Origin of the sequence: Spirillospora sp. NPDC046719, from assembly GCF_040645715.1 — a bacterium.
GTDB lineage: Bacteria > Actinomycetota > Actinomycetes > Streptosporangiales > Streptosporangiaceae > Spirillospora.
The window spans coordinates 1-17,403 of sequence record NZ_JBEYYT010000187.1 but is presented as its reverse complement, the minus strand read 5'-3'; the positions used below and the strand labels follow the sequence as shown (position 1 = coordinate 17,403).

The window sequence follows — 17,403 nt, the reverse complement described above, 5'->3', positions numbered from 1 at the left end:
CGCGGGGGGGGGGGGGGCCGGGCGCGCCCCCCGGCGCCGCCCCCCCCCCCCCCGCCCGCCCGTGACGGGGGTTCCAGGGGGTCGCCCCCCTGGGCTAATACAGTCCGTCGTCGTCGCGGAGGCGGGCCATGGCGCGGGAGACGGTGCTCTTGACGGTGCCGACGCTGACGCCGAGGACGTCGGCGACCTCCGCTTCGGACATGTCCTCGTAATAGCGGAGCATGACCGCGAGGCGCTGCCGCTCGGGGAGGCGGCCGAGCGCGCGGCCGAGGGCGTCGCGCATTTCGGCGCGCCGGGTGTGATCGTCCACCGGACGGTCCGGAACCTGATCCGTGGGGTAAATATCCAGTTTTTTCCGGCGCCACCACGAGATCTGGGTGTTGGCCATGGCGCGCCGGACGTAGCCGTCGACGGCGGCCCGGTCCTGGATGCGGTCCCAGGCGAGGTAGGTCTTGGCGAGCGCGGCCTGCAGGAGGTCCTCGGCCTCGGCTCGGTCGCTGGTCAGGCGCATGGCGGCGCGCAGCAGGGCGGGGCCGCGGTCCGCCACGTAGGCGCGGAACTCCTCGTGCCGCGTGCTGTTCACCGTCACCACCGAACCAGGGGTCGTGGAGTCGGCGCGGCTTGTGGATCTTGACCGCGCCGGTTCCCGGTACAGTTGACGATCTCAGGTTGATCGTAATTCCGGTCCTACTTAAAGTACATATCCGGGTCAACCAGTTAATAATCCTCATCCGAGGTGCATGGAACATCTCCCCTCCCTCGACTTATCGCGACAAATCCGTCGACAGCGCGTGCACGGCGCGTGACTCTTGACTGGCCGTCCTAACAGACGTCACCCCCCGTGAAGTTCGAGCCGGAGTGCCGCCATGCCGCTACCCCACCGCCGTGGAGCCAGGCGCCGCCGTCTCCGCGAGGCCGTGCTCGGCGCGTCGCCCGAGGCCGGCGGGCTCCCGGAGAACGCGGCGAGCCCGCTCGGCGCGCTGTCCGGGACGATCCTGGACGCGAGCCCGCACCTGCTGGTGCTGGACGCGGACGGCGCCGAGCTGCGGCTGGCGATGAGCGGGGACACGACGGTGTGGCACGGCGGGCGCGGGGGCCTCGCCGCGCTGCGCCCGGGGCGCGAGGCCGTCGTCCGGCCGAAATCCGGCGGGCCGGGCATCGACCGGATCTGGGTCGACGCCGACCGGATCGCCGGCACCCTGCTGGCGTGCGGGCGGGACGCCTGGGAGGTGGACATGGGCCCCCATCGCGGGCGCGCCCATGTGGCGATCCCCCCGCACGCCCTCCAGCAGGTACTGGTCCGGCACCCGCGCCTGGAGCCCGGCTACCTGGTCGACGTGATCTGCGTGCGCTCCCCCGGCGGGCCGCAGGCGGTGCGTCCGGGCACGTCGCAGCCGGGCTACCGGGCCGACGACCTGGCGGGCCCGGAGGCGGCGGAGCCCGCACCGGCGGTGCTGCGCGGCACGGCGACCTGGTTCGCGGGCCCGCCGGTGCCGCGCGGCGCGGCGTACCCGGCGGTCGATCCGGAGGCGGACGGCGGCGGGTGCGCGGACGCCCCGTCGGGCTGCGTCGCGTTCCCGTACCTGTCGATCGGCAGCGAGATCACGGTGCACAACGAGTGCAGCGGGCGGGCCGGGCGCGTGCCGGTGGTGGAGTGCGGCTGCGCGGCGGCCCGGTTCTGCGACCGGTGCGTGGAGTGCGGGGCGTCGCCCCGGGGCCGGATCGTGGAGCTGACCCCGGAGACGTTCGTGGGGCTCGGCGGCGACCTGGAGGCAGGGTGCTTCAACGTGCTCGCGCGGCCGGACGTCCCGGCCATCGGTTTCGGCGGCGCCGCGGAGGAGGGCTCGTCATGGTGACGTTCCAGAACACGCAGGTGCTGCTGCTGGCGATGGTGCTGCTGGTCGCCTGCCTGGCGAAGCTGACGATCCGCGAGCGGGCGGCGGACGCGCCGGACCACGTGCACGGGGTGCCGGTCCCCGCCGGGCTCGCGGGGCTGACGGCGCTGCGCCGCAGCCGCGGGCTGAACCTCGGGCTCGGCCTCGGCGAGGGCGTGCTCGGGCTGGCGCTGCTGGTGACCTCCCAGTTCTCGGTGCGGCTGGCGACGACGCTGGCGTTCGCGGCGGCGACCTGGGTGGTGGGGGAGCTGCGCGTGCGGCGGCCGGACGCGGGCTGCGGCTGCTTCGGCGGCCTCAGCGCCAAGCGGGTCGGCCGCCGCAGCGTGGCGCGCGCGCTGCTGTTCACCGGCGCGGGCATAGCGTCGCTGGGCGCGCCCATGGCGGGCCTGGACGTGCTGCGGGACGAGCACACGCAGGTCGGGCCGGTGCTGGTCCTGGAGCTGGCGCTGTTCGCCGCGCTGTCCCCCGAGTTGCCGGAGCTGCTGGACAGGCGGTCCCGCGCGCGCGGGCTCGGACGTCCGGAGACGCCGTGCGAGCGGCGCCGCAGCCCTATCGCGGAGACGTACGCGGCGCTCTATGACAGCGCCGCGTGGGCGGAGCACGAGAACGTGGTGGCGAGCGCCGTGCCGCTGGACGTGTGGCGCGAGGGCTGCTGGCGGTTCGTGGTGTTCCCGGCCCGCGCGGACGGGCGCGACCTGGAGGTCGTGTTCGCGGTGTCGACGGCGGAGCGGAGCCGGACCGTCCGGGCGGCGCTCGTCCCGGCGCCGGTCGCGACCGCCGTCTAACGGCGTATTGGACGCGTCCAAGACGGCCGTAGAGATTCCTCGCGGGGAGAGCGGGCACTGACCGCGCGTGGGGGGAAACGGCGGCTACCTGCGGTTCCCGTCGATCCGCGGGGACGACGTCGTCTTCGTGTGCGAGGACGACCTGTGGACGGTGCCCGCGTCCGGCGGCCGGGCCTACCGGCTGACGGCCGGGGTCGCGGCGGCCGCCTATCCGCGCCTGTCCCGGGACGGGCGGCTGCTGGCGTTCGTCGGGCGGGAGGAGGGCCCCGCCGAGGTGTACGCGATGCCGGCGGCGGGCGGCGCGGCGCGGCGGCTGACGTTCCACGGGACGTCCTGCACGATCACCGGCTGGGACCCGGACGGACGCATCGTCTACGCCAGCGACGTCCGGCGCCCGTTCCGCGACCACCAGTGGCTGTACGCGATCGACCCGTCCGGCAGCGGCGTTCCCGCCGAGCTTCCGTACGGGCCGGCGAGCAGCGCCACCTACGGGCCGGGCGGCGCGGTCGTCATCGGCCGCAACACCGCCGACCCGGCCAGGTGGAAGCGGTACCGGGGCGGGACCGCCGGCGACCTGTGGATCGCCCCCGGCGGGACCGGCGGCTTCCGGCGGTTGATCGAGCTCGACGGCAACCTCGCGGCGCCCTGCCAGGTCGGCGGACGGATCTACTTCCTCTCCGACCACGAGGGCGTCGGCAACGTCTACTCGTGCCTGCCCGACGGCGGTGACCTGCGCAGGCACACCCATCACGAGGACTACTACGCGCGCAACCTCAGCGACGACGGCCGCCGGCTGGTCTACCACGCCGCCGCCGACCTGTACGTCCTCGACCCGGACGACGGCGGCGGCCCGCACCGGATCGACGTGCGGCTCGGCAGCTCCCGCACGCAGCGGAACCGGCGGTTCGTGCCCGCCGCCGAGTACCTCGACACGGTCACGGTGAACTCCGCGGGCGACGGCCTGGCGGTCACCACCCGCGGCAAGGCGTACTCGTTCGCGGCCTGGGAGGGGCCGGTCCGCCAGCACGGGCGGCAGGACGGCGTCCGGTACCGGCTGCTGACCTGGTTCAACGACGACCGGCGGCTGATCGCGGCGGCGTCCGGCGAGGACGGGCGGGAGCGCCTCGTGGTGCTCACGGCGTCCGGCGCCCGGGACGCGGCGCACGCCGAGACGTCCGGGGACGTCGGCCGGGTGCTGGAGCTGGCGCCGTCGCCGGCCGCGGACCGGTTCGCGTTCACCAACCACCGCAACGAGCTGTACCTGCTCGAACCGGCGGGGGACGGGCCGCTGGAGCCGGTGCCGCTGGACGTCAGCCCGTACGGCGCGATCAGCGGCCTGGCCTGGTCGCCCGGCGGCGAGTGGCTCGCCTACGCCTGCCCGACGTCCGCGCAGACCACCGCGATCAAGGTGTGCAACGCCGAGACGGGCCTGGTCGCGCCGGTCACCCGACCCGTCCTGCACGACCGCGCCCCGGCCTGGGACCCGGAGGGCCGCTACCTGTACTTCATCGGGCAGCGCGTGTTCGACCCGGTGTCCGACACGCTCCAGTTCGACCGGGGCTTCCCGCTCGGCGCCCGCCCGTACGCGGTCACCCTGCGCAAGGACGTGCCGTCGCCGTTCACGGCCGCGCCGCGTCCGGTGGGCGGCAAAGCCGCACCCGCGCCCGCGCCCGGCGAGGCGAGCCTCGCGGAGGGGTCGGACGCGCGGGACGTCACCGGTCCCGGCCTCGGCGCGAGCGTCGCGGCGGCGGCGCGGCTGCCGATCGACTTCGACGGGATCGAGCGGCGGGTCATCGCGTTCCCGGTCGCGGAGGGCCGCTACGGGCGGATCGCGGGGATCAGGGGCCAGGCGCTGTACTCGGTGTTCCCGGTGAAGGGCGGGCGCGGCGACGACCCGGCGCTCGGCCGCGTCGACGCGTTCGACTTCGCGGCGCGGCAGGCGCGGACCCTGCTGCGCGACGTCGGCGACTTCTGGCTCGCCCGCGACGGCGCCACGCTCCTCTACCGGTCGCGGTCGCGGCTGCGGCTGGTCGCGGCGGGCCGCGAGCAGCCGCAGGACGACCGGCCGGGCCGCCGCAGCGGCTGGATCGACCTGGACCGGGTCAAGGTGTCGGTGTCCCCGGCGACCGAGTGGCGGCAGATGCTCCGGGAGACGTGGGTGCTGCAACGCGAGCATTTCTGGGACGAGGACATGGCGGGCATCGACTGGGACGCCGTGTACCGCCGCTACCTCCCTCTTGTCGACAAAGTGACAACTCGTGGGGAGTTCTCCGACCTGCTGTGGGAGATGCAGGGCGAGCTCGGCACGTCCCACGCCTACGAGATCGGCGGCGAGTACCGCAGCCGCCCCGTCTACGCCCAGGGCTTCCTCGGCGTCGACTGGGCGATCCGGGACGGCCGGTTCGTGCTCGCGCACATCATCGAGGGCGACCCGTGGGACCCGGCCGCCACGTCCCCGCTGAACCGGCCCGGCATCGACGTCCGGCCCGGTGACGCGGTCGTCGCGATCAACGGCGAGCCCGTCGCGCCGGGCGGCGTCGTCCCCGGCGAGCGGCTGGTCAACCTCGCGGGCGAGGAGGTGCTGCTGACGATCCGGCGCGGCGAGGCGGCACCGTTCACCGTCGCCGTCCGGACCCTCGCCGACGAGCGCCCCGGCCGGTACCGCGACTGGGTCGCCGCGAACCGCGCGCTCGTCCACGAGCGGACCGGCGGCCGCGCCGGCTACCTGCACGTCCCCGACATGGGCCCGGACGGGTACGCCGAGTTCCACCGCGGCTTCCTCGCCGAGTACGACCGCGAGGCGCTGATCGTCGACGTGCGGTTCAACGGCGGCGGCAACGTGTCCGGGCTGCTGCTGCAGAAGCTCGCGCGCCGCCGGATCGGCTACAACTTCCCGCGCTGGGGCGTCCCGATGCCGTACCCGCGCGAGTCGCCGCGCGGGCCGATGGTCGCGATCACCAACGAGCGGACCGGCTCGGACGGCGACATCTTCAGCCACGCGTTCAAGCTGCTCGGCCTCGGCCCGCTCATCGGCCGCCGGACGTGGGGCGGCGTCGTCGGCATCCGGCCCCGGCACCGCCTCGCCGACGGCACGGTGACCACCCAGCCCGAGTTCTCGTTCACGTTCGACGACGTCGGCTGGCGCGTCGAGAACTACGGGACGGACCCCGACATCGATGTCGACATAACGCCACAGGACCACGCGAACGGCACCGACGCCCAGCTCGTCCGCGCGATCGACGAGGCGCTCGGCCTGCTCGACCGGTTCCCGCCGCACACGCCCGACCCGTCCACCCGCCCGGTGTTCAAGGCGGGGGGCGCCTGAGCGTCACCAGTTCTCGCCGGTCTCGTCGTCGCGGTCGCGCATGTCGTCGAGCTGGTTGCCGTACAGCTCGTCCTCGTCGTCCTGGCGGCGCGGGCGGTGGCTCGCGATGCCCTGGTCGTGCATGCCGCCCATGTCGGACGAGTACTGGTCGTCCTCGTCGTAGAACCCCTGGTCGCCGCCCTCGAAGCCCGGCTCGTCCTGGTAGCCGCGCGGGCCGGGGCCGCGGCCCTGGCCGCCCTGCTCCTGCCGCATCGACGGCTCGTCGGCGCCCCGCGACTCCGAGGACCCCATCGACGAGCTCATCTCGTCGCCGCTCGCGTACGCGTCCTCCTCGCGCGTCGAGTACAGGTCGTCCGGGTCCTGGCCCCGGTAGCGGTGCTGCTCGCCCATCGTGATCCCCCCGACATCGGCTTTTCGCGCCTGGTCCGGCACATCGACGCCCATACCCAGATAACTCCGCGTAACAACCGTGATGCCGGACAACACCCTCTGCATCTTTATAGGGATACCTAGGAGCACGGCTAGAAAGCCTTAGAGAATCCTCGGAAGGCAGGGCAGGAGAATCTACGGCTTTCTAGCACGCATGCTAGAAAGCCGAATAGACATCGGACGGCACGAACCGATGCAGCCTTATAACGGCTTCTAGCGTCACGGCTAGAAACCCGTAGAGAGGTCTGAGCTAGGCGGGCTGGGAGCGGAGGAACTTGCCGAAGTGCGGGACCGTGAACGCGACCATGCCGCGCTCGGCGCTGTAGATCAGGCCCTTCTTGATCAGGCCGTCGCGGGCGGGCGACAGGCTGGACGGCTTGCGGCCCAGCTCGTCGGCGACCGCCGCCGTCGGCACCGGATCGTCGCCGAGCATCGCCATCGCGCGCATGTAGTCCCGCTCGGCGGGCGTCGCGCGCTCGTAGCGGCTCCCGAAGAAGCCGACCGCCAGCTCGCTCTCCGCCTCCGGCGCGGCGACCCGGATGTCCTCGGCGGTGATCGGGGTGTCGGGCGCGACGTCCCAGACGACCTTCGCGTACGCCTGCACGAAGTACGGGTAGCCGTCGGCGGCGCCGTACAGCGCGTCGAGGGCGTCCTTGGTGAAGGTGACCTCCTCCCGCTCGGCGGGCGCGAGCAGCGCGACGTCGGCGGACTCGCGGTCGAGCCGGTCGATGCGCGCGTACCGGAACAGCCGCTCGGAGTAGGACTTGCTCGCCGACAGGACGGCCGGCAGGTGCGGCAGGCCCGCGCCGACCACGATCAGCGGCCCGCCGATCTGCGACAGCTCGTGGCACGCCGCGCACAGCGCGGACACGTCGTCGGCGGGGACGTCCTGCATCTCGTCCACGAACAGCGCGATGCCGGCGCCGACGTCCGTGGCGACGGACGCGGCGTCCACGAACAGCTCGGTGAGGTCGATCTCCAGGTCGCCGGAGTCGGCGCGGCCGCGCGAGGCGGGCACGTCGATCCCCGGCTGCCAGCGGTGCGCCCGCGCCTTCGCCTTGGTGCCGGTCGGCTCCGGGCCGGCCTGCGCGAACGCCTTCAGCACGCCGAGGAACGCCTCGATCCGGTCGGGGGCGCGGTGCCGGGGCGCGAGCTCCCGCACCGCCATGTGCAGCGCGGACGCGACCGGCCGCCGGATCGACTGGTCGGGCCGGGCCTCGATCTTGCCGGTCCCCCAGAGTTTCTGGATCGCCATCGAGCGGAACGCGTTGAGCAGCACGGTCTTGCCGACGCCGCGCAGCCCGGTGATGATCATGCTGCGCTCGGGGCGGCCCCGGGCCACCCGTTCCAGCACGACCTCGAACTGCCTGAGCTCACGGTCGCGGCCGGCCAGCTCGGGAGGGCGCTGCCCGGCGCCAGGGGCATAGGGATTGCGCACGGGGTCCACGCTCTCGGACTCTATGAGGCGATATAGCTGCGGCCGTAGATTTGGGTAGAAACCGCTGCGGCGTGTCGCGGGTTCATGGCGCCGGGGGTGCCGGGCGGGGGCGTCCGCATGGCGGGCACCGCCGCGCGAATGCGCGGGGCCGCTGACGTGCGCAGGGCCGTTCGCGTGCGTCGGGCCGTTGACGTGCGCTGGGCCGTTGACGTGTGCGGTGCCGTTGAGAGGTGGGGCCGCCGTCGCCACCATGTCGCCTCCCGGGCGAGCGGGTCCGAACAAGTCGAACTTCTGTTCGACTATTCGAACACAGTAGCGCACGCCCCCCACCCCGTCACCCGAACCCGCCAACTCCTTCGCGGGCGGCTTCCGCAACCGGCCACGCCCCCGCCGAACCCGCCGCCGGGCCGTCCCGTCGAACCGGGCATGTTCGCCGGATCCAGCGCATCCCATCGCCTCGGGCTCGCGGCCCCGTCCTCCCTCGGTCTCCACGACCTCACCCACTCCAACGGCCTGTTCATCGCCCTCGGGATCCTGACCGGGGTGGTCATCGTGTGGTCGGCCGTGCGCGACCGGCGGCGGGCGAAGAGGTTCCGCGCGCACGCGGCCGCGTGCGGCTGGTGGCCGCTCACCGCGGACCAGCCGGTGCCCGGCCCGGTCGCCTCGGCCGCGCGGTCGAGGCGGACGAAGCTGGCGTTCGCGGCCGAGCGGGAGTACCCCCTGTGGCTCGTCTGGCACCACTGGATCGAGACCAGCGGCACCGGCGACAGCCGCTCGACGAAGACCCACGACCTGACCCGCTACTTCCTCCCGCTCGGCCCCGGCTTCCAGGACGTCGAGGTCGTCGGGCGGACCGCGCTCGGTGGCTTCTTCATGCCGGTCCGGGGCGCCGGCACCGGCGACCCGGCCTTCGACAAGAAGTTCCTGGTCCGCGGCCTCGGCGAGCAGCAGGCGGTGCGGCTGCTGTCGCCCGAGCTCCGCGCGGCGATGCTGGCCGGCGACGTCCCGGCCTGGCAGGTCTCGGCCCGCGTCCTGATCTCCTCCTACTCCACCCCGCCGTCCGCGGAGACCCTCGAACCGCGGGCGGACGCGCTCATCGCCGTCGCCCGCATGCTGACCGCCCCCACCGCCCGCGGCTAGCGGCGACGAACCGGCCCGGCCGTTCGTCGGTGGGCGGCGATAACGTCGCGATCATGGCGGGCATCCGGTACCTCAAGGGCGACGCGACCTCGCCGCAGGCCAAGGGCCCGAAGGTCATCGCGCACATCTGCAACGACCGCGGCGGCTGGGGCCGGGGCTTCGTGGAGGCGGTCTCGCGGCGCTGGCCCGAGCCGGAGGCCGCCTACCGGCGCTGGCACCGCGAGCGCGCGCGCAACGACTTCGCGCTCGGCGCCGTCCAGATCGTCCAGGTCAAGCCCGACACCTGGGTCGCGAACATGGTCGGCCAGCACGGCATCAGGACGAGCCGCAGCGCCGGCCCGCCGATCCGCTACGAGGCGGTGCGCGCGTGCCTGCGCCGGCTCGCCGCGGAGGCCGCCGATCTCGGCGCGTCCGTCCACATGCCCCGGATCGGCTGCGGCCTCGCCGGCGGACGCTGGGACCGCGTCGAACCGCTCATCACCGCCGAGCTCACCGGCCGCGGCGTCGAGGTCACGGTCTACGACGCGGACTGACCGCGCCTCCGCCTCCGGGGCCACGCGGACGTTGGCTCTCGCGGGTGAGGCGCGTCCGGCACCGCGATTCCTAGCGTGAGGGCTCCAACGATCAAGAAGGAGTCCACGTGATCCGGAACAGGCGTGTCATGGTCGGCGCACTCGCCACGGGCCTCGCGGTCGGCGCGCTGGCGGGCACGGGCGTGCCCGCGCGGTCCGCCGCGGCCGCCGACCGTTCCGAGCTGCCCGCGATCCTTCAGCGGCTGACCACGGACGACGGCGCGCCCGGGGCACTCCTCGAAGTCCGGGACCGCAACGGCCGCACGGTGCTGACCAGCGGTGTCGGGGACGTGCGGACCGGCACGCCCGTCCCCCGCGACAGCGCCTTCCGGATCGGCAGCGTGACCAAGCCGTTCGTGGCGACGGTCGTCCTCCAGCTGGTGGGCGAGCACCGCGTCGCCCTGGACGCGCCGGTCGAGCGCTACCTGCCCGGCGTCATCCGCGGGCACGGCAACGACGGGCGGCGCATCACCGTCCGGCAACTGCTCCAGCACACCAGCGGCCTGCCCGACTACCTGGACTACGTCACCCCGCAGGACATCCTCAAGGACCCGCTCGCCCATCACGACCTCCGCGAGATGGTGGACGTCGCGATCGCCCACCGCCGCGTGTTCAAGCCCGGTAGGGACTGGAAGTACTCCAACACCAACTACCTGGTGGCGGGCCTGCTCATCGAGAGCGTGACCGGCCACCCGTACGGCGACGAGATCCGCCGGCGCATCATCGAACCGCTCGGCCTGACCGCGACGTCCGCGCCCGTCGACGACCCGGCGCTCCCCGAGCCGCATCCGCGCGGGTACGTGCGGCCGGGCGAGGGCGCGCCGCTCATGGACGTCACCGAGCTCAACCCGTCGGTCGCGGGACCGGGCGGCGGGATGGTCTCCAGCGCGTCCGACCTCGGCCGGTTCATGGGCGCCCTGCTCGACGGCCGCCTCCTGCGCCCGGCCGAACTGCGGGAGATGATGCGGACCCGTCCGACCGGCAACGCGGACGGCCGCGCCTATGGCCTCGGCCTGGAGAGCAGGCCGCTGCCCTGCGGCGGCCTCTACTGGGGCCACACCGGCGACATGCTGGGATTCGAGACGGTCACCGGCGCCACCGCCGGCGGCAGGCAGGCGACGATCATGGTGAACCTCGACCCGGGCGGCTCCGACGCGCAGGACGCCGACATGGAGACCGCCGTCCAGACGGCGCTCTGCGACGCCCCGTGAGGTCAGCCGCCGGTGAGGCCGGCGAGCTTGCGCCGGAACGTGGCGCGCTCCGGTTCGTTGCCGGCGAGCGCCAGCGCGGCCCGGTAGGCGGCGGCCGCCTCCCCGGTGCGGCCGAGCCGCCGCAGCAGGTCGGCGCGCGCCGCGTGGAACAGCGGGTAGCGGCGCAGCTCCGCGGCGCCGGTCAGCTCGTCCAGCAGGACGAGCCCCGGCTCCGGGCCGTCGCGCATGGCGACGGCCACGGCCCGGTTCAGCGCGACGAGCGGGGACGGCTCGATCCGCAGCAGCACGTCGTACAGCGCGGCGATCTGCGGCCAGTCGGTGGCGTCGAAGTCCGGCGCCTCGTCGTGCAGCGCCGCGATCGCCGCCTGCACGGCGTACGGCCCGGCGCCGGGACCGGTCAGCGCCGCCACGACGAGTTCCCGCCCCTCGGCGATGAGGCCGGCGTCCCACAGCGCGCGGTCCTGGTCTTCGAGCAGCACCTGGTTCCCCGCCGCGTCGACCCGCGCCGCGCGCCGCGCGTCGGTGAGGAGCAGCAGCGCGAGCAGCCCCGTCACCTCCCGCTCCCTGGGCAGCAGCGCGTGCAGGATCCGCGCGAGCCGGACGGCCTCGTCGGCCAGCCCTGGGCGCAGCAGGTCGTCGCCGGAGCTGGCGGCGTAGCCCTCGGTGAAGACGAGGTAGACCGCGCGGAGCACGCCGGGCAGCCGGTCCGGCAGCTCGTCCGGCTCCGGCACGCGGAACGGGATGCGCGCCTCGCGGATCTTGCGTTTGGCGCGCACGATCCGCTGGGCCATCGTCGCGGTCGGCACCAGGAACGCGCGGGCCACCTCGGGCGTGGTGAGACCCGCGAGGAACCGCAGCATCAGCGCCGTCCGCGCCTCCTCCGGCAGCGCGGGATGGCAGCAGGTGAAGAACAGCCGCAGCCGCTCGTCGGGGATGTCGTCGAAGCCGGGCCGCGCCGGCGCGGCGGCGGCCCGGTCGCTCTCCACCCGCAGCTCGGCGAGCCGCGCCGCGTGCGCCCGGTCGCGGCGGATCCGGTCGAGCGCCTTGCGCCGGGCCACCGTCAGCAGCCACGCGAGCGGCTTGTCCGGCACGCCGTCGACCGGCCACCGCTCCAGCGCGGTCTCCACCGCGTCGGAGACGACCTCCTCGGCGAGGTCCAGATCGCCGAACCGGGCGGCGAGCAGCGCGAGCAGCCGGCCCCGGTCCTCGCGGAACACCGCCTCCACGGAGCGGGCCGCCCGCACTCCGCTCACGACCGGTCCGACTCCCAGACCGTGCGGACCTCGACCGTCCCGTACCGCGCCCCGGGACAGCGGGCCGCCCAGTCGAGCGCCGCGTCCAGGTCGGGGACGTCGATCAGGTAGTAGCCGCCGACCATCTCCCGGGTCTCGGCGAACGGCCCGTCCGTCACGACGCGCTCCCCGCTCGGCCGGACGTGCACGGTCGTCGCGGTCGCGAGGTCCAGCGCGTTGCCGTCGAGCCTGACCCCGGCGTCGGTGACGGCCTTCTCGTACGCCATGAACTCCTCGACGGTCGGCTCCCCGGCCGGCGGCTCCTCGGTCGACTCGGGCGACCACGTGTTGATCAGCAGCATGTACTTCACCGCGCGCTCCTCATGCGTCAGGACGATTGCACGGTAATGACGCACCGCCACCCCGGGAATCGACACACCCGGCCGAGATTTTTCCGGACGTCGTCACGGCCGCACCGCAACGGCGCCGACGATCCACGTCGACGCCGAGGCGGGCACAGTGCCCGTCCGGTCAGTCCAGGTCCCGGAAGAACGCCCGGAGGTCGGCGACCATCAGGTCAGGGGCCTCCAGCGCCGCGAAGTGGCCGCCCCGCTCGAACTCCGTCCAGCGCACCACGTTGTGCACCTGGTCGGCCAGGGGGCGGACCGAGAAGTCCGTGGGGAACACCGCGACCGCGGTCGGCACCTTCCCGCGCTCCTTCGGCGCCCACATGGTGAAATCGTTGAACCGCTCGTAGTAGGTGTGCGCGGCCGAGCCCGCGGTGCCGGTGAACCAGTAGATGCTCACGTCGGCGAGGATCCGGTCGCGGTCCACGGCGTCCTCGGGGAGTTCGGCGGCGGGGTCCGTCCAGTCCTTGAACTTCTCCACGATCCAGGCGAGCTGACCGGCGGGCGAGTCGTGCAGCGCGGCCGCGATCGTCTGCGGGCGCGTGCCCTGGACCTGCATGTACGCGCCCAGCTTCTCCTGCCACTCCTTCATCCCGGCGAGCCGCCCGCGCTCGGCCTCGCTCAGCGAGCCCATGACCTCCGCGTCGCCGCCCGGGAACGTGAGCAGGCCGTTGACGTGCACGCCGATGACGGCGTCCGGCGCGGCGCGTCCGATCAGCGGAGCGATGAACGCGCCGACGTCGCCGCCCTGCACGCCGTACCGGTCGTAGCCGAGTTCCGCCATCAGCTCCGCCAGCGCCGCGGCGGTGCGGCCGTCCGTCCAGCCGGTGCCGGGCAGCGGGCCGGAGAAGCCGTAGCCCGGCAGCGACGGGATCACCAGGTGGAAGGCGTCGGCGGCCGTTCCGCCGTGGGCGACGGGGTCGGTGAGGGGGCCGATGAGGTCGAGGAACTCGACGACGGAGCCGGGCCAGCCGTGCAGCAGCAGGAGCGGGGTGGCGCCGGCCTCAGGGGAGCGCACGTGCAGGAAGTGCACCTGCGCGCCGTCCACGGTGGCGGTGAACTGCGGGTGCGCGTTGATCGCCGCCTCCTGGGCGCGCCAGTCGAAGCCGTCGGCCCAGTAGGCGGCGAGCTCGCGCAGGTAGCCGGTCGGCACGCCGCGCTCCCAGCCGGTGCCGGGCACCTCGGGGGCCCAGCGGGTGCGGCGCAGCCGCTCGCGCAGGTCGTCGAGGTCGGCTTGGGGGATCTCGACACGGTAGGGCTGGATCTGGTTCGTCATGTCCGTCACGGTACGAACCATTGGTGTCAGGTTCTGGCACCGATCGCGGCGAGAATGGTGCCCATGTTGGAAACCTCGGCGCGGCTGCTGCGCCTGCTGTCGCTTTTGCAGGCGCGCAGGGACTGGACCGGCGCCGAACTCGCCGACCGGCTGGGCGTCGGCCTGCGCACCGTGCGGCGCGACGTCGAACGGCTGCGCGAGCTGGGCTATCCGGTGGACGCCACCCCGGGTGCGGCCGGCGGGTACCGGCTCGGTGTGGGGGCCGCGCTGCCGCCGCTGCTGCTGGACGACGAGGAGGCCGTGGCGGTGGCGATCAGCCTGCGCATGGCCGCGACGGGCGGCGTCGCCGGCCTGGAGGAGGGGGCGGTGCGGGCGCTGGCCAAGCTCCAGCAGCTCCTGCCCTCCCGGCTGCGGCACCGGATGGAGGCGTTCCGCGCCGCGACCGTGGCGCTCCCCGGACAGGCCGATCCTGAGGTCGGCGCCGACCTGCTGGCCGCGCTCGCCGCCGCGTGCCGCGACCGCCGCCGGGTCCGGCTGCGCTACCGGGGCCGCGACGGCGTCACCGCGCGCGAGGTCGAGCCGCACCGCCTGGTGCACACCCCGCGCCGCTGGTACCTGGTGGCATGGGACGTGGCCAAGGACGACTGGCGCACCTTCCGGGTCGACCGGATCGAGGAGCCGCTCGGACCACCGGGCGCGCGTTCCACGCCGCGCACGCCGCCCGAGGACGGCACGGCCGCCTACGTCTCGCACGCCATCACCTCGGCGCCGTACACCTACCAGGCCCGCGTCCTCTTCCACGCCCCGCTGGAGGAGGTGGCGCCGCGCACGTCCCCCGGCGCCGGACGGCTGGAGGCGGTGGACGCGAGCACCTGCCTGTTCACCGCCGGCTCCAACTCGCTGCACGAGCTGGCGGTGCACGTGGCGGTGAAGGGCTTCGACTTCGAAGTCCTGGAGCCGCCGGAACTGGTCCCGGTGCTGGCCGAAGTCCGCGACCGCCTAGACCGAGCCGCCACCGCATCGGCCCCGGATCCCCGCTGAACACCCGGCGCACCGACCGTCCACGTTCAACTGCGAACCCTCGGGCCGCCCATCAACGGTCAGGCGGACGCGGGCGGACGCCGCACGACGGCGGTCCCGGCGTCGAGGTCGACGCGGCCGCGCGGAGGCGCCCCGTCGTGCTCCTCGTCCCGCAGCATCAGCGAGGTGCGGCGCTGTTCCTGCGCGTGGCGGTGAGTGCCTTGGAAGAAGGCGTCCAGCTCACCCACGGCGACCGCCGACACCGGCCGCCCCACCTCGTCCCTCCTCCACGGCATCCGGAACCTGCGGTGCGCCCACAGGCCCGCACGGTCGAGCACGGCGAACCCGACCAGCGCGATGACCAGCCCGGGAATCGTCAAGAACACAAGGAGCGCCACACCCCACCAACGACCAACCCCCACCACCGGTTGCGCCAAGCCACCGCTGGATCGCCGTACCGGACGCGGGACGCCATGCCGCCCCGCCCGCGGTCAGGCGGCGGTGATGAGCTCGCGCAGGTCACGCGCCGCCGGAAGCTCCCGCGCACGCCCCGAGAGAGTGTCGAGGACCTGTTCGGCCAGTTGCCGTGTGGCCATGACGGGACGCGGCCGCCCCTGGAGCGTCTCAAGGGCCGACTCGGTGCCCTCGCGCACCTCGCCGCGCCTGACCAGGTCGACCGCGCGCATGAGCCGCAGGTTGACGATGGGCGCCGTGGCCGTTGGCGGATAGAGCGTTTCGGCGTAGTCGACCGCCACTCCCGCTCGTCCGTCACCGACGATGGTGTGGACGTACGCCTCGTTCCAATGGAGCTGGCTTTCCTGGAAGTCGAGGATGGTCTGCTCCCCGGCACCGCGCGGCAGATGCTCGAATGTGCGCTTCAGCATGTCGAGAGTGTCGTGCGCCGTGGCCCTATCGCCGTGAGAGGCGGCCATATAGGCGCCCGCAGCATAAGCCCGCGCGAGGCCGGAGGACGGTGATCCGCCGGCGATCTGCTCCGTGTCCTTGACCAGGGTCATGACGGAATGGTGCGAACCGCTCGCCCATCCCGCCCACTGCGCCGCCCTGCCACGGACCCAGACGCGCAGCATGCGGTCGCCCGACGCGTCGGCCGCTCGGCGCGCCGTGTGCCACGTCCGGCGCGCGGCGCGGTCCTCGCCCAGGTTGCCCAGTGCCTCGGCCAGAACACCCGAGAGACCGGCGCTCACCCGCAGGAGCCCGGCCTGCTCACGAGGCGGGCGGCCCTGCTTGAGGAGTTCCCCCACCGCGACGACGTCCGCGGTCACGGCCGGGACGATCGCCTCGAAAGGCTGCCGGTAAATCCGATGGCCGTATTCATGGACGACCCGCTCCCACTCCTCAACATCATCGGTGCGGCCGAGGACGTGGTCGATGCCGGACAGCAGCTCTTCCATGACGCCGGGCGGGACGACGCTTCCCGCGCCGATCGCTGCGATCAACTGGAGTGCGGCGCGCCTTTTCACATCGTCGTCCCAAGGGTCGAGGGCAGGCACCTTGGCCGTACCCATGACGGCCGTGACCGCATCATGACCGTCCGTGCGCGGGGCCGGGAACAGGTCGTCCGGCTCCATTCCGAAGGCGGCGGCGTAGGCGTGCGCCCATTCGCGCGGGAAATGCCTGCCCTTCTCGTGGTCGAGGATCTGGCGCGCGAGGTTGGCGACGGAGCCCTGGCGCAATCCGGCGGCCTGCATCAGACGCCGGGCCATCTCGTGCTTGCCCCATCCACGGGCCTCGCGTTCGGCCTGGATGCGGACGGCCCATGACGGGCGGGGCTGCTCGCTGGCCATCGTCGTGCCACCTCGCACTCTGACCGGAGAACCCGGAGACGGGGGGCCTCTCCGGGGCTTCTCCGCCATTCTCCACTGTCGTTACGTGGTGTGACGGCGATTCACTGTACGAAGCGGGACGCGCGCCGGGGCTTGGCGGCCGGGGCGGTGGCCTGGCGGCCGGTGCCGCGTCCCGTCCCGTGCAGATGTCCCGTCCCGTGCATATGAGGCGGCCCCGGCGCGGCGATTGCGGCGCCGGCCGGGGCCTGACCAGGAAACGAGGTCCTGGCTGTGGCGAATCGTACGATCTCCGGCGACCCGCTCGCGGCGCTTGCGGCACATCAGGTGAAGCGGGCGTCCGACCTCGTCACCTGCCGCGCGCGGTCCGAGGACTTCGGGAACGCGTGGTTCTGGACGTCGTGGGGCGAGCCGATCGCGCGCGCCGACCGCGTCACCGACGCGGCCGTCGTCATCCGCGGCTACCTGGCCGGAGCCGGGCGGTGACGGCGCCGTGGGCGGCCGTCGAAATCGATCCCGAGCGGGTGGCGGCGGAGCTGGCGCGGCGGTTTCCGGGTGCGTCGGCGTGGTGGGGCGAGTTCACCGGACGGTGGTGGGCCTTCGCGCGCGACCAGTGGGGACGTGACCGGCTGGTCGAGGCGGCGACTCCGGTGGCGCTCGCGCAGATGCTGCACCAGATCGGTGCGGGGCGGCGTCCACCGTCCTCCGCGCCGGACGTTGGGCCGGTCCGGCGGGCCGACGTGGCGGCTTGTCGACATGTGGGCCGGGCCGAGTCGCGGCGCAGGCGTCCGCGACGGCGCGGGTGGTTCCGCAGGGCGCTCGCCCTCTAGTACGGCGCGGCGCCACGGAGGCCGGCGTGTCGCAAGCCGGC

General features: G+C 73.8%; 17 protein-coding genes. 9 read left to right on the top strand and 8 right to left on the bottom strand.

The genetic code is table 11. The features are described from left to right. Positions 1-94: 94 nt before the first annotated feature. Positions 95-583, bottom strand: a complete 489-nt coding sequence (locus ABZ914_RS28175) for a SigE family RNA polymerase sigma factor (protein WP_500196854.1) — start codon at positions 581-583, stop codon at positions 95-97. 283 nt (positions 584-866) lie between these two features. Here ABZ914_RS28175 and ABZ914_RS28170 point away from each other — a divergent pair, with 283 nt between their 5' ends. The 3 genes from ABZ914_RS28170 (at position 867) to ABZ914_RS28160 (ending at position 6,005) form a co-directional block, all read left to right on the top strand. After that, positions 867-1,856 carry a hypothetical protein gene (locus ABZ914_RS28170; RefSeq protein WP_500196853.1) on the top strand — a complete coding sequence of 330 codons (990 nt, stop codon included), beginning with the start codon at positions 867-869 and terminating at the stop codon, positions 1,854-1,856. After that, positions 1,850-2,680, top strand: a complete 831-nt coding sequence (locus ABZ914_RS28165) for a MauE/DoxX family redox-associated membrane protein (protein ID WP_190851105.1) — start codon at positions 1,850-1,852, stop codon at positions 2,678-2,680. Before ABZ914_RS28170 ends, ABZ914_RS28165 begins: the two co-directional genes overlap by 7 nt. 67 nt (positions 2,681-2,747) lie before the next feature. Continuing rightward, entirely contained in the window at positions 2,748-6,005 is a 3,258-nt protein-coding gene (locus tag ABZ914_RS28160) for a S41 family peptidase (RefSeq protein ID WP_500196852.1), read from the top strand. Positions 6,006-6,008: 3 nt separating this feature from the next. On the opposite strand, the gene ABZ914_RS28155 is transcribed toward ABZ914_RS28160, so the two are convergent. Beyond that, on the bottom strand, positions 6,009-6,449 hold the full coding sequence (locus ABZ914_RS28155) for a hypothetical protein (RefSeq protein ID WP_500196851.1): 441 nt from the start codon (positions 6,447-6,449) through the stop codon (positions 6,009-6,011). A 235-nt stretch (positions 6,450-6,684) separates the two neighbouring features. Then, a complete protein-coding gene (locus tag ABZ914_RS28150; RefSeq protein WP_433243365.1) occupies positions 6,685-7,872 on the bottom strand; it encodes an ATP-binding protein in 1,188 nt (395 codons plus the stop codon). 426 nt (positions 7,873-8,298) lie between these two features. Between ABZ914_RS28150 and ABZ914_RS28145 the strand changes: the two genes are divergently transcribed. The 3 genes from ABZ914_RS28145 to ABZ914_RS28135 all read left to right on the top strand — a co-directional run bounded on the left by ABZ914_RS28145 (position 8,299) and on the right by ABZ914_RS28135 (position 10,795). After that, complete coding sequence (locus ABZ914_RS28145) at positions 8,299-9,012, top strand: hypothetical protein (RefSeq protein WP_500196850.1); 714 nt, start codon at positions 8,299-8,301, stop codon at positions 9,010-9,012. A 53-nt stretch (positions 9,013-9,065) separates the two neighbouring features. Then, complete coding sequence (locus ABZ914_RS28140) at positions 9,066-9,545, top strand: macro domain-containing protein (RefSeq protein WP_190851120.1); 480 nt, start codon at positions 9,066-9,068, stop codon at positions 9,543-9,545. A gap of 107 nt (positions 9,546-9,652) precedes the next feature. After that, positions 9,653-10,795 carry a serine hydrolase domain-containing protein gene (locus ABZ914_RS28135; RefSeq protein ID WP_500196849.1) on the top strand — a complete coding sequence of 381 codons (1,143 nt, stop codon included), beginning with the start codon at positions 9,653-9,655 and terminating at the stop codon, positions 10,793-10,795. A 2-nt stretch (positions 10,796-10,797) separates the two neighbouring features. Here ABZ914_RS28135 and ABZ914_RS28130 read toward each other — a convergent pair whose 3' ends face one another. From ABZ914_RS28130 to ABZ914_RS28120, 3 genes are all read right to left on the bottom strand, one after another. Then, a complete protein-coding gene (locus ABZ914_RS28130; protein WP_500196848.1) occupies positions 10,798-12,048 on the bottom strand; it encodes an RNA polymerase sigma factor in 1,251 nt (416 codons plus the stop codon). Continuing rightward, the gene (locus ABZ914_RS28125; RefSeq protein WP_500196855.1) at positions 12,045-12,389 is read right to left on the bottom strand and encodes a YciI family protein; all 345 of its coding nucleotides are present in this window, start codon (positions 12,387-12,389) and stop codon (positions 12,045-12,047) included. Before ABZ914_RS28125 ends, ABZ914_RS28130 begins: the two co-directional genes overlap by 4 nt. A 169-nt stretch (positions 12,390-12,558) precedes the next feature. Next, positions 12,559-13,710 carry an epoxide hydrolase family protein gene (locus ABZ914_RS28120; protein WP_500196847.1) on the bottom strand — a complete coding sequence of 384 codons (1,152 nt, stop codon included), beginning with the start codon at positions 13,708-13,710 and terminating at the stop codon, positions 12,559-12,561. 63 nt (positions 13,711-13,773) lie between these two features. Between ABZ914_RS28120 and ABZ914_RS28115 the strand changes: the two genes are divergently transcribed. Further along, complete coding sequence (locus ABZ914_RS28115; protein ID WP_500196846.1) at positions 13,774-14,751, top strand: helix-turn-helix transcriptional regulator; 978 nt, start codon at positions 13,774-13,776, stop codon at positions 14,749-14,751. Between the two features lie 59 nt (positions 14,752-14,810). Here the strand turns inward: ABZ914_RS28115 and ABZ914_RS28110 are convergent, their stop codons facing one another. Both ABZ914_RS28110 and ABZ914_RS28105 read right to left on the bottom strand, forming a co-directional pair. Next, entirely contained in the window at positions 14,811-15,110 is a 300-nt protein-coding gene (locus tag ABZ914_RS28110) for a DUF6191 domain-containing protein (RefSeq protein WP_500196845.1), read from the bottom strand. A 111-nt stretch (positions 15,111-15,221) separates the two neighbouring features. Further along, positions 15,222-16,535 (bottom strand): XRE family transcriptional regulator, encoded by a 1,314-nt coding sequence (locus ABZ914_RS28105; RefSeq protein ID WP_500196844.1) that lies wholly within the window; start codon positions 16,533-16,535, stop codon positions 15,222-15,224. A gap of 270 nt (positions 16,536-16,805) precedes the next feature. Here ABZ914_RS28105 and ABZ914_RS28100 point away from each other — a divergent pair, with 270 nt between their 5' ends. Together ABZ914_RS28100 and ABZ914_RS28095 are read left to right on the top strand one after the other, a co-directional pair. After that, the gene (locus ABZ914_RS28100) at positions 16,806-17,018 is read left to right on the top strand and encodes a hypothetical protein (RefSeq protein ID WP_500196843.1); all 213 of its coding nucleotides are present in this window, start codon (positions 16,806-16,808) and stop codon (positions 17,016-17,018) included. Then, complete coding sequence (locus ABZ914_RS28095) at positions 17,015-17,362, top strand: hypothetical protein (RefSeq protein ID WP_500196842.1); 348 nt, start codon at positions 17,015-17,017, stop codon at positions 17,360-17,362. The genes ABZ914_RS28100 and ABZ914_RS28095 overlap by 4 nt, the downstream gene beginning before the upstream one ends. The last annotated feature ends 41 nt before the right edge of the window (positions 17,363-17,403 follow it).